Raw genomic sequence first — 13,734 nt, 5'->3', positions numbered from 1 at the left:
GCGCAAGCGGCCTGAGTCAGGCGGCGATCGTCAGCACGCGCGCCGCCGATATGCGATCAGTAATCCCAGATGATCGGCACCCAGCGAAACGTATCGCCGTCGGCCGCCACGCGACCGATCGACGGGAACGGCAGGTGCGCGGCCACCAGCAGGCCGCGGGTCTCCACAAGTTCCTGGAAAAGACGGATACGAACGCGCGCGGATTCCTCCGGATCGTGCTCGAAGCCGTTGTGCCAGTCGGGATGATCGAATCCGACCGGGAACATGGCGTCGCCGGCGAACATCAGCCGTTCGCCGCCCGACACCAGATCGACCACGCTGTGTCCCGGGGTATGGCCGCCGGTGAGGCGAACCACGACGCCCGGCGCGACTTCGTGCCGATCCTCGAAGATCCGCAGATTGTCGCGGTATTCGTTATAGAAACTGGTGGCGGTCGAGCGCAGCACGCCCGGCACCGGCTTCGGCATGACGGTGTGGGAGAAATCCGGCGAAGTCCAGAACGCGACTTCGGCCGCGGCCACGTGGATGCGCACGTCCGGACGCAGGCGCTGCTTCACGCCATCGGCGAGCAGCCCGCCGACGTGGTCCATGTGCATGTGGGTGATCACCACGTCGGTGACGGACTCCAGCGCGATGCCGGCGGCTTCCAGTCGCTGCGGGAATTGCCCGGCGCGCGGGAAGCCGGAGAACTGGCTTCCCAGTCCCGCGTCGATGAGGATGGTCTGCTCGCCGCTGCGCGCCACCATCACGTTCAACGGCCAGTCGAACGCGTCCGCCGGCATGAACATGTGATCCAGCCAGTTCGCCAGGTCGGCCGGATCGGCGTTGGTGGCCATCGTCGAGGTCGGCAGCGGCAGCACCCCGTCGCTGACCACCAGCGCGTCGATCTCGCCGACGCGCAGCGCGTAACGGGACGGAACCAGTTCGTCGGGCCGCCGGGTGCCGGGGTGCAGGGTGGTATCTACGGTAAACATAGCGAAATCTCCAAAGGACGACGGGATGTGCCGGGCCGGACCGGCCGCGCAGCAGGCGGCAGTCGCCGTTCGGCACGCAAGGTGCCGGGCAGGGCGCGGTGGAAGGCCGGATGCCCTTTATAGGCACGATGCGCGCGAGGCAGTAGGCCGCAAACGGGCCCACCGTGATGCCCGATACGCACCAAACGCGTGAGCGCCGGTCGCGCATGGCGCTGGCCAGTGGCTGCAATCGCGGGCGCCGCGCTCGTATCGCGGCGTCCGGACTTCACTGATGGGTAATGCGGTGTTCGTTACCCCCGTCCATGCATCCGCCGAGGCGACGCCTCGGCGGATGCTTTCGGCTGCGACCTGACGCGCGACATGCGCTCCACGATCCGCACGCCGCGAGCAGTGCCGGATAGGCCGATTTCAGGCATGCAATGGCGTTGCTCAGATTTATATCTGATAAGCAAGGCCGCATGCCGAACGACAAGTTCGATCCATCCGATGATTCACGGCGCGCGCGGATGCCTCATCGGTTGGAGTGCACGTCGAGGATGAACTCACGCATGAGGATCGCGCATTCCTGAGGGTGCGATTCGAGCAACAGATGCGCGGCGTCGTAAAGATGCATGTCGATCCCGTCGAGCTCGCGGGCATAAGCCAGCACTTCCTCGATTTCGAAATACGGGTCGTGCCGGCCCCAGAGCATGAGCGCGGGCGGCTGATATTTGCGGTGATAGGCCGAGATTTCGGCAAAGCGCGCGACGTAGCGGCCGTAGTCCTCGAAGATGCGGAACTGTATATCGACGCGCCCCGGCAGGCTCATGCGCTCCCAGTCGAGATGCCAGCCTTCCGGCGCGAACAGCGGCTTCAACCGATTCGGGATGTCGCCCACATAGGTGTGCCGAACCCCTTCGAAATTCAGCCACGGCACCAGTTTCGCGCGATTCTCCGCGGTGGGATCGGCCCAATAGGCCTTGTTGGCGTCCCAGTCCGGGCCGAGCCCTTCCTCGTGCGCATTGCCGTTCTGGATGATGAGCCCCAGCACGCGCTCCGGCTTCGCGAGCGCGAGGCAGTAGGCGACGGGCGCTCCGAAATCGTGGACGTACAGGAAGAACCGATCGAGCCCGATCTCGCGCGTCAAGGCGTCGATGGTCCGCGCCATGGCGTCGAAGGTGTACGGATAATCGTCCGGCGCTTGCGTGAAGCCGAACCCGGGCAGGTCGGGCGCGACGACCCGCGCCACCTCGGCCAGCGGGCTCATGACTTCGCGGAAGCTGTAGGACGAACTGGGCTGGCCATGGAGCAGCAGCAGGCCGGGCGCGTCGCGACGCCCCGCCTCGCGATAGAACAATTCGACGCCATCCAGTTCGATCGTGTGATGCCGGGTCTTGCGAACCTTCAACATGCGGATTTCCTCCGTCTGTTTGCCGTTGGCGAGGGACGCGTGTCCGTCGCGGGCCGACAGCACCGCAGCTTCATCGCGCAGCGGTAAGCGCGCGTGAAGGCAAGGCAGGTTTGCATTGACAGCGGCGTAGCGCGGCGCCCGGATGATCGGCCGGGCGCCGGCTCTCTAGATGTCGGCGTGTTCAGCCGTGCTTATGGACACGATGTCGAAGCGATCAGCGCGGTATTTCCGGCGCGGGAAAAGCCGGAAGCGAAAACTCGGGCGGCGAAAGCGTCACGCTGACGGGCAGGTTCTTTGTATTTCCCGTGCGCAGGAAATCAAAGATCGCTGTCTTGGCCGCCGGCTGTTCTCTGAGTTGATAGAACGCGCCGTCGTGTCCGCCCCGATGAACCACGATCGCGTGGCCGTTGCGAAAATACGGCAGCAAACCGGTGGTGTTTTCCACCGGCGTGCTCGTGTCCCAATCGCCGTGAACGAACACCACCGGCGTCAGGCTTTCTTCCGGGGTGCGCAGGACGTCGCCGAGGTCGGGGGTCGGCCACGCCGGCGCGGAGGCGATGTCGATCGCGAAGCGCCAGGTGCCGAGCCAATCGACCGCCGGATCGGTCTGCACGCGGTGTCGCCGCGCGTCGCTGATGCCCAGGCTGGTGTCGATCAAGGGCCGTATCAGCGCCATATCGCCGGCGGCGCGCGCCTGGATCGTCTCGCGCGCCCAGGCGTCGTAATGCCGGTGGTAAATCGAGAGTATGAAGGCCGGCCACTCGGCGCCGTCGTTGTCGGTGTGCGAGGTGAGCGCGAGCTGCAAATCCTCCGCGCCGAGCGACACCGTGCGCGGCTCGCCGCCGATTTCAGCGGCGAGCGTGACCCGGATCGGCCCCTTCGCGAATCGCTCATGCACCTCGCGCACCGCGGCCATCATGCCGCCGGGCGGCAGGTAAGCGGCCAATCGCGGATCGCGGTCGGCATCGAACGCCAGGCGCTGTATCGCGGCATAGACCTGCGACGGGATATCGAAGCCGTCGAGCGGCTCCACCGACGACAGCACCGCGCGCGCCACGATGTCCGGATGCCGGCGGATGACGGCCAAGCTCCACTGCGATGCGAAGCTGCCGCCGAACAGCGAGATTTTTTCATAGCCCAGCGCCCGGCGCAGATCGTCGACGTCGGCGGCCAGTTGAACGATGGTGTATCCGGACAAGTCCTTGTCGCGGTGCGTCGCGACGGCGGCCCGCGCCAGCGCGATCATGGCTTCCGAGTCCGCTTTCACGGACGAAGGTTGGTCCAGCGGCGACGCCGGTACCTCGATGCTCAGCATCTCGCCGCGTATCGAATACCCCCGCTGCTCGACCACGACCAGATCGCCGACGGCGCCGTACGAGGCCCACGATTTCAGCCGGCTTCGCGATGCGGCATCCTCGCCGGTGAACGCGCCGAGCACGCTCAGACCGGGACCGCCCGGCAACCAGAACACCGGCGGCGCGCCCGTCGGCTTGGGCGCCTTGATGCGGGCGAAACCCACGCCGATGATCCGGCTATTGGGGGTCTCGCGGTTCTCGGGAACAAACAGCGTCCCGAGTTGATAACGCAGCGGATGACCCTCTACCGTGATTACCGCCTCCGGATCGAGCTGGACCTCGCCCGCGCGATGCGGACCGGCCGCCGCGAACAAGGGCGCGAAGCAGATCGATGCGGTCAGGATGTACGCGCAGGCACTGGCGCGAAGTCCTCCCGAATGGGGCTGCATGTACTGGCGGCTCGGATCGCGCAGGCGCATCGGTTCTCCCCGGCTGAATTTCGACTCGGTCGCAAGCCCGGCCGGCGCTGGATGAGGCGCCGGCGCTATTGAAGACCTTGGCGAGTTTATATTCATATCAAGATACTTGATGGTAAGGTACTTCAGCCATGACCAAGAAACCAAGTAAACAGGCCGCCCCCGATCTCATCGACAGGTTGGTGGCCGATTGGAAGCGCGAGCGTCCGGACCTGGACCCTTCGGCCATGTCGGTGGTCGGACGCATCCTGCATCTGGGCCGCTTGCTGGAGGGCGCCGCCAGCGAAGGCCTGCGCGGCACCGGCATCAACTACACCGACCTGGACGTACTGGCGACCTTGCGTCGCTCCGGCGCGCCGTATCGACTCACGCCGACCGCCTTGCGGAAGTCGGTGCTGCTCACCTCGGGAGCGATGACCGCTTGCTTGAACCGGCTGGAACGCGCCGGACTGATTTCGCGCAATGCCGTCGACGAAGACCGCCGCTCGCTCGCCGCTGCGCTGACCGCCAAGGGTCTGAAGTTGACCGACAAGGCGATCGTCTCCCGGTTCGAACAGGCCCGGCAGGTTGTGGAGGTATTGAGCGCGGGCGAGCGCGCCGAATTGGCGGGCCTGCTGCGCAAACTGCGATCGGGCTTGCCGGACTGACTCGCTGATTCAACGTCAGTTGCGCACGCGTCCTTATCCGGCCGATCGCCGGCACGGCTGACGCCTGTGAATAGAGCCGGGCACTGCCCGGCCGGCTTGTCGGTCGCCGACGCGACGTTCGAAAAGCCGCTTCGACAACGATCCGGAACCGCCGCTGCCCGGCTCAGTCTTCCGAAATGCAGCCTTCCGCCAGCTTGACGTACCAGTAGCCGGTATCGGGCTGCTCTTCCTCGACCAGGATCGTCTGCTCCTGGGTAGAGCGCCCCCAGCTCAGATAGCACTTGCGGCTGGCGTCGTACGACGCCGCCTCGTAGGCCTCGTTGCGGTCGTGTCCGATGCCTTCGCCGATAACCTCGTATCGATGCTGATCCGCGAACACGGCGCCGCTGAAGGCGACCGCGGTGAGGAGGGCCGCGGCGGAAAGCCAACGCTTATTCATGTTCATGCATGCTCCTGTTCAAGTCATGTCCGCACAGTGCCGAACGATAGTGACGCTCGTGTTAAGCCGGTGGCCGATGACGGCCAGTCCGCAGTCCGGTTCGCTGTCCGCGGCCTGTCCGCGAGTCGATGGTACTGCGGGCGCCGCGGCATTGCCGCGATCGCGCCGCCGCTCCGGCGCGCGCAATGCGGATGCGTGCACAACATTCGATACCGGTTGAGGACAATCCGAAAGCGGGAATCCGCGGGAATAATGCGACACGTCTCGCATATCCGAAGCGATATGACAGCCGCCACTATTGCGACCGACGCCTGCCATGTGACTACAGCGCAGGTGGCGGCATCGCCGACACCGCGCTCGGGGAGCGCACTCGACTGTACGCCGGTCCGGCACGGACGCGGCGAGGGTGAGCGCACCGGCGTGCGCACGAAGTGTCCGCATCCCGCAGGGAGCGGGGCATCCCTCTCCATCGTCTGTCACCAGCCGGAATCGAAACGTGGCCATCACTCCGCGACATCCGTTTACCCGCACTGTTCTCGAAATGGCGCGTCGCGCCCTGCCGGCGCTGGTCGTCGCCGCCACCGCCTTCGCCCCGGCCGCGCAAGCGCAGACGCAAGCGCGCTACGCCGCGCAGGGACAGGCGCATACCGGCCTGCTCTGGCCGAGCGCGCCGCCGGCGCAGATCTGCGGCAATACCACGCTGCTGAGCGGCCCGGCGACGGCGCCGGCCGGCGCGGTGGTGGTTCCGGCCGGCGACAACAGCGGCTTCGACTTCAATCGTCCCGGCGCCACCTTCTGGTTCGACACCGGCGTGCATACCTTCGCCGACGACCTGTACGGCCAGATCATCGCCCGCGACAACACCACCTACGTCGGCGCGCCGGGCGCGGTCATCGACGGCCGCAATCTCAATCTTTATGCCTTTACCGGCAGCGCCCAGCACGTCACCGTGCGCTATCTCACCATCGTCAACTTCGGCCGCGGCACCGACAACAACAACGAAGGCGTGGTCAACCACGATGCCGGCGATCATTGGCTGATCGAATACAACACGATCCAGAACAACGACGGCGCCGGCGTCTTCCTCGGCAGCGACAACGTCGTGCAGTACAACTGCCTCAAGGACAACGGCCAATACGGCTTCAGCATGTTCAAGCCGCCGGTCGAGGGCGATTCGGCGATCAAGAACATCGTTCTGGACCATAACGAAATCGCCGGCAACAACACCGACGACTGGGAAACGCGGGAGCCGGGCTGCGGCTGCACCGGCGGCGGCAAGTTCTGGGACGTGCGCGGCGCGCGCGTGACCAACAACTGGGTCCACGACAACAAGAGCGTGGGCTTGTGGGCCGATACCAACAACATGGACTTCCTGTTCGAAGGCAACTACATCGCCGACAACGAAGACGAAGGCATCTGGTACGAAATCAGCTACAACGCCACCATCCGCGGCAACACCTTCCTGCGCAACGCCTGGCGCAAGGGCGCGAGCAACGGCGGCTCGCCGGCGCCGGCGGTCTATCTGTCCGAATCCGGCGGCGACGATCGCCTGCCCAGCACGGTCTCCGGCGCGGCGTTGATCCGCATCAACGACAATTATTTCGAAGACAATTTCTCCGGCGTGTCGATCTACGAGAACGCCAACCGCTTCTGCAACTCCAACGGCAACACCAGCAAGAGCTATTGCACGCCCTTCGTCAGCCCGAACCAGATCCAGGGGCCGTACGATTACGAATACACCCATCCGATCAGCGCCACCCACCCGTGCTACACCCAGGTTGGCGAAGAGCCGTTCTTCACCGATTGCCGCTGGCACTCGCGCAACATCGACGTCAGCTCCAACGAGTTCTACTTCAATCCGGCCGTGGTGCCCTGCGGAACCTCCGGATACTGCGGCGCGCAAGCCTTGATAGCCACCGGCGCCGACAATCTGCCGTGGTCGCCGTACACCGTAGCCGGCATCCAGAACCAGGTGATGTTCGCCGCCAACAACCGCTTCGCCAACAACCACTACTACGGCCCGTGGAAGTTCGCCACGCGCTGGGGCGACCGCATCAGCTTTGCCGCCTGGCAGGCCGCGCCATACAACCAGGACGTCGGCAGCACCACCGACCAGGTCAACAATCCCGAGCCTGAGAACCCGCCCGGCAATGTGATGGATGCCGACACCTCGTTGCTGGAAACGTCGATCGGCAACTGGAGCGCCTGGTACAACGCCGAGGTCGCCCGCGTCGCCGAGCAGGCGCACGGCGGCGCTTACAGCCTGCGGGTGAATGTCGTCGAATCCAACTGGGGCGTGGAAGTCGCCAACTATCCCGGCTACAGCACCGGCGCCGGCGTCAAGCACTTCAGCGCCTGGATCAAGGCCGGCGGCGGCGCGCCGAGCAATGTGCGCGTGGTGATCGAATGGCGCAACGACGGCGGTTCGATCCTCGGCAGCGACACCGTTGCGCTGGCCGTGCCGGCGCAGGCCGACGGCTGGCGGAAGATCGCATCGACCCTGACGGCGCCGGCGACCACGGCCAATGCCCGCATTCTGCTGCTCGGCACCGGTACCGGCGGCGCGTCGTTCTATCTCGACGATGTGCTGTTGGAGAATCCGCAGAACTGAGGCGGCGCCTTCGCAGTGTCCCTCCCTCGCTTGAGGGAGGGACTATCGCGTCAAAGGTGGGCGAAGGCCGACGCGGTCGCGCGCCGGCCCGTTGCGGCCGCCGGCGGCGTCGCGGCTGACGCCCGCGGAGCGCGCTCAAGCCAAGGCGCTCAGCCCTCGCTCTTGCGCAGCAACGCGGAGTACCTGGCGATGCTCCGGTCGATCTGGTCTATGGCGAACCCGGCCGATTCGGCTTCCTGCGCGGCCGCCGCCGCGGCGACGGCCGCGGCCGCGCCCGCGAAGATATCCGTGGCGAGCGTGCCGAGTGCATCTTCCGCGGCCTGCTGCAAGTCCATGGCAGCCAGGTCCTCGGTCTTTTGCTTCAGCAAGATCGCCTGGCTCGCCAACGCGAGCTTGGCGATGCCGTCGAAGTAGGCGGCGGCCGATTGCGCGACCAGATCGGCGGCTCCGGGAGACACCGCACGCAGGGATTCGAGCGCCTGCAGCGCCGTCTCGGCGGCTTGCTCGGTCTTGGCCTGGGTCTGCGTGCCGGCGAAACGCGCGTGGTTCGAACGGTTGTCCATCGGTGAGTCCCCATCCTTCGGCTGGAAAAATGTACGCAATCATCCCCGCATTCCGGCCTGAACGGCTAGTGACAAAACCATCGCCAGTTACGGCGATTCGACTTCGTAGCCTTTGGCCTGCAACTTGGCGACGACGCCGTCCGGCTTGAGCAATTGCGAAATCGGTACGGTCGCGAATACGATCTGATGCTCGCGCAGCGCGCCGTCTACGATCCGATACCACTGGCTGGCGACTTTGGCCTGGATATTCTCGATGCCCAGCCTTTGCGTGAAGCCCGAATCGGTCAGCGCGCTGAGGCAAGCCAGGCTTTGGTCGTCGTAAGGCAATGCGCGCAGGGTGTCGATATCGCCGCCTGCCCAAGCATTGGCGCGAGTTTTCATGACCGCCAGATCGGTCTCGAGCCTGTCGAGGGTTTTGCGGAAACACTGCACGTCGTCGAGCGTGGATGCATTGAATTCCTTGAGCGTTTCCTTTGGATCATCGATCTTGATGGTAAAGGTCGTGGATTGCTTCTCGATATCCGCGGCTTTGACGGCTTTATCCAGTACCGGCCCGATAATGCCTGACTCGACCAAGCCGTTTTTCTCCAATGCGGCCTGATAGAGCTCGTTGGCCGCGAATACGGGGCGCCAGTTCTCGCTGGCCCGGTCGCGGCCGATGTACTTCACTTTCAACGCCTGCCAGCGTGCGTACAAATCCGCTGGCAGCGCTTCCTGCAGCTTGGTCCCGTTCGGGTTTTTCCGAAGTTTGAACAGCGAGGGCAGCAGCGACAGCCGGCCGAACAATCCAATGTCGGCGGTAACGGCCAAACCGGGGCCTTGCAAGGCAACGTCCGATGCCGCTATCGCCGCATTCACATCGTCAGACACCCAGGTGATGTTCTTGGGCAGCGGCGACAGCGTGCCGAAGATCCAGAGAACCCGATCGCCCTTGTGGAACTTCCACAGTCCTGGGCCCGGTTGTACGCCAGTCACCGTGACCGCATCCATATCGACAATGGCCGAAGTGACATCCGCGACGCTCGCAGGCGTTGGCGGCGATCTGGCCGCATCTGCAGTCGACTGCGCTGTCGCCGACCCGGTTATCGTCGCGATCATGAGGCCCGCCAGTAGCTTTCCCTGCATTTTTCGCACTCCACGGTAGACGTTCGCGAACTATCGCCGATCGCCGTGGATCGCATGCCGAGAGAGGAAACGGCGACGACAATCGACAGCATGTCAAAAGTTCTCGCCCAGCAACCGAGAGCTGTTGACCTGGACGGCACATGCAAGCGAGCGCGCCGTTACTCGGCATACCCTATCAAACCGGGCCGCGAAGCGGCGGCTTGGAGTGTCAAGCCGTGTCGTGAGCGACCAGGATCAGGGGCGGCTTGGGGGCGCTGAAACACGCAGTCAGGAGGGATTCGCTGTCGCCGCTTTCCTGCTGCCGCCTGCAGCGGTGCACGGGAAGGATGCGACCCGCACCGGTCAGGTCAAAACGTGCGCGGCAAGGTCGCCTGGAAGCAAGTCACCGCGTCGCCTTCGATGCGCACGCCGCTGGGTTCGCCGCCTTCGACCCGGACGGTCACGTCCATGTGGCCGCCACGGCCGTTGCCGGCTCGCTGGCGTGCGCGAAACCGTGCGACGCCGTCGCGAGCCTCGAGCAAGCCGTGCTTGACCAGGTAGGCGCCGAGCGGGCCGTTGGCGTTGCCGGTGACCGGGTCTTCGGCGATGCCGATGGCCGGCGCGAACATGCGGCCGTGGGTCAGTGCATCGTCGCCGTCTTCGCGGTCCAGGCTGAAGACGAAGAAGCCCTTCGCGCCTGCCTCGGGGCCGAGCGCGATCAGGCGCGCGGCATCCGGCGCCAGCGCCTGCAATTGCCGGCGCTCGCGCAGGCCGATCAGCAACTTGCCGTGGCCGGTCGAGACGAACTGCAGCGGACAGCGCGGGTCGAGGGCGTGAGCGCCGACGCCGAGGGCCGCCGCGACTTCCGCGGCGAGCACGGGCGACAGTTCTGGCTCGAAGCTCGGCCGGTTCTGCTCGATCGCGATACGAAAGCTGTCGCCGCTGCGCAGCGTCTCGATGACCTGGATGCCGGCGCCGGTCAACTGGCGACAGGGCTTCGCCGGCAATCCGCGCTCCAGGGCGAGGACGAAATGGGCGGCGACGGTGGCATGCCCGCAGACCGGCACTTCGGTGGTCGGAGTGAAGAAGCGCACGCGCACGTCGTGGTCGGCCGCTTCGGCGGGCAGGATGAAGGCGGTCTCGGAATTGTTGAGTTCGCGCGCGATCAACTGCATGTGTTCGTCGCTGAGCCCTTCGGCATCGGCGACCACCCCGGCCGGGTTGCCCTGGTAGCGCTGCCGGGTGAAGGCGTCGATCTGATACACACGCAAGTCGGTCATGGCGGGCTCGGCTCCGGTAGCGGACTGCGCATCCTAAGCGAGGTCCGCGACTGGTTCCATGGCGGCCGCCGAATCGCGGCGTTCCGGCCCGCGTCCGCCGCATCCCGACGCGCTATCGGATGCGTGCGGCGCTCATTGCGCCTGCGGTAGCCGTGGCCAACCAGACGTGCGTCAGCGCGCCATCCCGCAAAATGCATCGCGCAAATTAACGGTCACCTGCCTATGCGCCGACAGGATCGGCAAAAATTATTCGGCGTACAGATAAAGGGGGCGCAGTGCGGACTCTGATCGCCTGCGACGTGCAGCCATTCGTCGCCGGGTGGCTTGGCACATCCGAATAGAATGGTTACGGCAGCTTTCACCGTTTCAATCGTGATCTGCTTTTCCGAATCGGCCAGGAACGCTTTGACCCTTCCCCAGCGGGTTTCGTCGCCGATCGCCTCGATGAAGTCGTGTCCTGCCCAGGTCAAGCGCGTCAACATGACCGCCGTCGGAACTTCGACGGCACGGTTCGAGTCGTTTACGAAGCAGCCATCCACCAGGCCTTCGTTGATGAGCAGAAGTTGGTGATAGCGCAACTGATCTTGCGAGTATCCGTCGATGAGGCGATGCGGGATGCACGCCTCCACGGCCAGCAGCACTTTGCGAATCAACTCCATGTCTCGGCGCATTGTGACTCCGTCTGGTGGTTGCGCGGGAGCGGTCGCGTTCTGCCGATGCGTTGCTCCCTGCGCATCCATCGCATCGAGAGGTTAAGGAACATTCGTTCGGGCACGACATGATGCGGCGGCCATCATCGATCCCTGTCGCCCTTTGCGCATCGGCAGGACTGCGCTTCATCGACGATACTCAGGCCGAACAGGCGAAACCCGCACTTTTGTCACCTTTCCCTCGCGGCCGCGCGGAAATGCGAACGTGTCGATGTTCTCGACACACACAGCGTCATGGTGCGCAGACGAAATACCGAGCCGAGTCAGTCCGCATTTGCGCTCCTGGGCGGCCACGGACGCCTAAGCGATGGAGCGCGATTGGCGCTCAGATCCGAAGCATCACTCGATGTCGCTTAACGTAGCCAACTGTTCCCCGACGCGAAGAGATTGGCGAGAACCCAGCCGCCGCGGGCACGCCAATTGCCAGCGGCGAACCCTCTGCGCTCTCCGCGCGCCCCTTCGAAAGCTCCGGTTCCGGCGGCCTGCGAGGGGCGTTTGGTTCGGGCTGCGGCAGAAACAGCGAACTGTGTCCGGCAGGTTAGTTTGCGTTATTTACGGTGAGCGAAGAACGGTGACTGGGGTCGCTTCGGTACTGCCTAGTTCTGGTTATCGTCGCGACGCCGTAGCCCAGCACTTCCTGGCCCTCGCCGTTGGGAGCATCGAATATGGAAGTTCAACCGGAGGACACGCTGGTTCTCGTGGACGGCGACGACCAGCAGGTCGGTACCGCCGGGAAGATCCAGGTTCACCTCAACGGCTGGCTGCATCGCGCCTTCTCGATTTTCGTCTTCAATCCGAATGGCGAAATGCTGCTGCAGCAGCGCGCCCGCGGCAAATACCATTCTCCCGGGCTGTGGAGCAACACCTGCTGCGGCCATCCGCGCGCCGGCGAGGATCTGGAAACCGCGGCGCACCGGCGCTTGCACGAAGAAATGGGGTTCGATTGCCCGCTAAGCAGAGCTTTCAGCTTTGTCTATCGCGAGCGAGTGTCCGAGAACATGGTCGAACATGAGCTCGACCACGTCCTGCTTGGCGGGTTCGATCGCCGCCCTTCGCCCAACCCTCATGAGGTAGCGGAATGGCGCTGGATCGATGTTCCTTCCCTGGTCCAATCGCTGGCCGTGCAGCCTGATCTGTTCACCGTGTGGCTAAGGCACATCGTGCTGATAACCGGCGAAGCAGAACTGCTTCGCCTCGCGCGACATGGCTACAGCACGTAGCGAATTATCGTGGCCGGTCAGCGCGCGCGAATTGAAGACCGCCGCCAAGATGGCAATCGCATTGACGCATCGCGGAGTGTGCACATGGAAGATCTCAAGCGTACAGCGGATAGTCCCCAACGGATGGCCATCACGGCGATCCACGGCGCCTGTGTCAACGAGTACCAGGCCAAGGTCGAATACACCTACCAAGACGACCCGCAGGATTGGCGCAAAGTCATCGGCAACAGCCTTCTGTTCCAGTTCGGCGTCTACGACGACCCCGTCTTGCCGCAACCGGCTTCGCTCGACGAGTCGGGCGTTCGATATTTCGATCGGCAGCTGAAATTGGCCGGCTTCGATCGAGGCCATGCGCCCATCAGGCGCATTCTCGACATCGGCTGCGGCTGGGGTTCGGTCCTGACGCATCTGGCTTATCGCTTTACCGAGTGCCAGTGCCTGGACGGCATCAATGTCAGCCGCCCTCAGTTGGAGCATGGCGCCCAGGCTCATGCTGATCTGGGCCTGTCAGGCCGCATCAACCTGTATCAATGCAACGCGAAGGATATCGACCTGCTGCCGGACGCCGACACGCCATACGACCTCGTCGTCATGCGCGGGGTCATCTCCCATTTTCCCGACGATCTTTACGAAACGGTCATGGAGAAACTGCGGCGGCGAGTGCATTCGGAAAGCACCGTAATTGTTTCGGACAATCTCTATAACATCGACCTTGAAAAATACAGGTCCGACACTCCCGACATCGTCGACAGACTGGCTTGCAAGTATCGGAAGACGCCGAAGTATTTTTCCGAAGTCGTGGAGCGAAGCGGATTCGGCATCCAGGATATGCGCGTACTGCCCAGCAACGCCGACGCGATACGTTGGCTTCTGGATATAAGGGCAAACATAGAGAGCCACTTCCCCGCCGGCGCCAACGGGCCCCTGGAAGAACTGCATGTGATGACCGAAAGCCTGGCGGTGGCGATAGTGAAGAGGCAAATCTCAATCTACAGCGCCATCCTGAAGCCGCGTTGAGAAGCGAC

12 protein-coding genes are annotated in these 13,734 nt (G+C 64.3%); 4 read left to right on the top strand and 8 right to left on the bottom strand.

Translation table 11 applies throughout. The annotated features are described in order from the left end of the window. Window positions 1–56 precede the first annotated feature (56 nt). The 3 genes from J7J50_RS02915 to J7J50_RS02905 form a co-directional block, all read right to left on the bottom strand. Window positions 57–974 carry an MBL fold metallo-hydrolase gene (locus J7J50_RS02915; RefSeq protein ID WP_215055302.1) on the bottom strand — a complete coding sequence of 306 codons (918 nt, stop codon included), beginning with the start codon at window positions 972–974 and terminating at the stop codon, window positions 57–59. Between the two features lie 511 nt (window positions 975–1,485). After that, entirely contained in the window at window positions 1,486–2,427 is a 942-nt protein-coding gene (locus J7J50_RS02910) for an alpha/beta hydrolase (RefSeq protein ID WP_215055304.1), read from the bottom strand. Between the two features lie 151 nt (window positions 2,428–2,578). Continuing rightward, window positions 2,579–4,138, bottom strand: a complete 1,560-nt coding sequence (locus tag J7J50_RS02905; protein WP_215055306.1) for an alpha/beta hydrolase — start codon at window positions 4,136–4,138, stop codon at window positions 2,579–2,581. Window positions 4,139–4,266: 128 nt separating this feature from the next. On the opposite strand from J7J50_RS02905, the gene J7J50_RS02900 reads away from it, so the two are divergent. Next, on the top strand, window positions 4,267–4,782 hold the full coding sequence (locus tag J7J50_RS02900) for a MarR family transcriptional regulator (RefSeq protein ID WP_215097452.1): 516 nt from the start codon (window positions 4,267–4,269) through the stop codon (window positions 4,780–4,782). A 163-nt stretch (window positions 4,783–4,945) separates the two neighbouring features. On the opposite strand, the gene J7J50_RS02895 is transcribed toward J7J50_RS02900, so the two are convergent. Next, a complete protein-coding gene (locus J7J50_RS02895; RefSeq protein WP_215055308.1) occupies window positions 4,946–5,221 on the bottom strand; it encodes a hypothetical protein in 276 nt (91 codons plus the stop codon). Between the two features lie 541 nt (window positions 5,222–5,762). On the opposite strand from J7J50_RS02895, the gene J7J50_RS02890 reads away from it, so the two are divergent. Then, on the top strand, window positions 5,763–7,832 hold the full coding sequence (locus tag J7J50_RS02890) for a right-handed parallel beta-helix repeat-containing protein (RefSeq protein WP_215055310.1): 2,070 nt from the start codon (window positions 5,763–5,765) through the stop codon (window positions 7,830–7,832). A gap of 149 nt (window positions 7,833–7,981) precedes the next feature. Here J7J50_RS02890 and J7J50_RS02885 read toward each other — a convergent pair whose 3' ends face one another. From J7J50_RS02885 to J7J50_RS02870, 4 genes are all read right to left on the bottom strand, one after another. Next, complete coding sequence (locus tag J7J50_RS02885; RefSeq protein WP_215055313.1) at window positions 7,982–8,395, bottom strand: hypothetical protein; 414 nt, start codon at window positions 8,393–8,395, stop codon at window positions 7,982–7,984. An 87-nt stretch (window positions 8,396–8,482) separates the two neighbouring features. Continuing rightward, entirely contained in the window at window positions 8,483–9,493 is a 1,011-nt protein-coding gene (locus J7J50_RS02880; protein ID WP_215055315.1) for a TraB/GumN family protein, read from the bottom strand. A gap of 374 nt (window positions 9,494–9,867) precedes the next feature. After that, a complete protein-coding gene (locus J7J50_RS02875; RefSeq protein ID WP_215055317.1) occupies window positions 9,868–10,779 on the bottom strand; it encodes a PhzF family phenazine biosynthesis isomerase in 912 nt (303 codons plus the stop codon). Window positions 10,780–10,991: 212 nt separating this feature from the next. Continuing rightward, on the bottom strand, window positions 10,992–11,438 hold the full coding sequence (locus J7J50_RS02870) for a DUF2513 domain-containing protein (RefSeq protein ID WP_215055319.1): 447 nt from the start codon (window positions 11,436–11,438) through the stop codon (window positions 10,992–10,994). Window positions 11,439–12,154: 716 nt separating this feature from the next. Here J7J50_RS02870 and idi point away from each other — a divergent pair. Together idi and J7J50_RS02860 are read left to right on the top strand one after the other, a co-directional pair. After that, complete coding sequence (gene idi / locus J7J50_RS02865; protein WP_215055321.1) at window positions 12,155–12,709, top strand: isopentenyl-diphosphate Delta-isomerase; 555 nt, start codon at window positions 12,155–12,157, stop codon at window positions 12,707–12,709. Window positions 12,710–12,793: 84 nt separating this feature from the next. Beyond that, on the top strand, window positions 12,794–13,726 hold the full coding sequence (locus J7J50_RS02860; protein WP_215055323.1) for a class I SAM-dependent methyltransferase: 933 nt from the start codon (window positions 12,794–12,796) through the stop codon (window positions 13,724–13,726). The last annotated feature ends 8 nt before the right edge of the window (window positions 13,727–13,734 follow it).

This window comes from Lysobacter sp. ISL-50, from assembly GCF_018612875.1.
Taxonomy (GTDB): Bacteria; Pseudomonadota; Gammaproteobacteria; order Xanthomonadales; family Xanthomonadaceae; genus Lysobacter.
The sequence above is the reverse complement of the archived record's forward strand: the minus strand, read 5'-3'. Positions and strand labels throughout refer to the sequence as shown.

What these genes read in the sequence shown, in the direction of transcription:
- J7J50_RS02905 (WP_215055306.1), bottom strand. Translation starts at nt 4,138, where the DNA reads ATGCGCCTGCGCGATCCGAGCCGCCAGTACATGCAGCCCCATTCGGGA.
- J7J50_RS02875 (WP_215055317.1), bottom strand. Translation starts at nt 10,779, where the DNA reads ATGACCGACTTGCGTGTGTATCAGATCGACGCCTTCACCCGGCAGCGC.
- J7J50_RS02900 (WP_215097452.1), top strand. Translation starts at nt 4,267, where the DNA reads ATGACCAAGAAACCAAGTAAACAGGCCGCCCCCGATCTCATCGACAGG.
- J7J50_RS02885 (WP_215055313.1), bottom strand. Translation starts at nt 8,395, where the DNA reads ATGGACAACCGTTCGAACCACGCGCGTTTCGCCGGCACGCAGACCCAG.
- J7J50_RS02915 (WP_215055302.1), bottom strand. Translation starts at nt 974, where the DNA reads ATGTTTACCGTAGATACCACCCTGCACCCCGGCACCCGGCGGCCCGAC.
- J7J50_RS02860 (WP_215055323.1), top strand. Translation starts at nt 12,794, where the DNA reads ATGGAAGATCTCAAGCGTACAGCGGATAGTCCCCAACGGATGGCCATC.
- J7J50_RS02895 (WP_215055308.1), bottom strand. Translation starts at nt 5,221, where the DNA reads ATGAATAAGCGTTGGCTTTCCGCCGCGGCCCTCCTCACCGCGGTCGCC.
- idi (WP_215055321.1), top strand. Translation starts at nt 12,155, where the DNA reads ATGGAAGTTCAACCGGAGGACACGCTGGTTCTCGTGGACGGCGACGAC.
- J7J50_RS02880 (WP_215055315.1), bottom strand. Translation starts at nt 9,493, where the DNA reads ATGATCGCGACGATAACCGGGTCGGCGACAGCGCAGTCGACTGCAGAT.
- J7J50_RS02870 (WP_215055319.1), bottom strand. Translation starts at nt 11,438, where the DNA reads ATGGAGTTGATTCGCAAAGTGCTGCTGGCCGTGGAGGCGTGCATCCCG.
- J7J50_RS02890 (WP_215055310.1), top strand. Translation starts at nt 5,763, where the DNA reads ATGGCGCGTCGCGCCCTGCCGGCGCTGGTCGTCGCCGCCACCGCCTTC.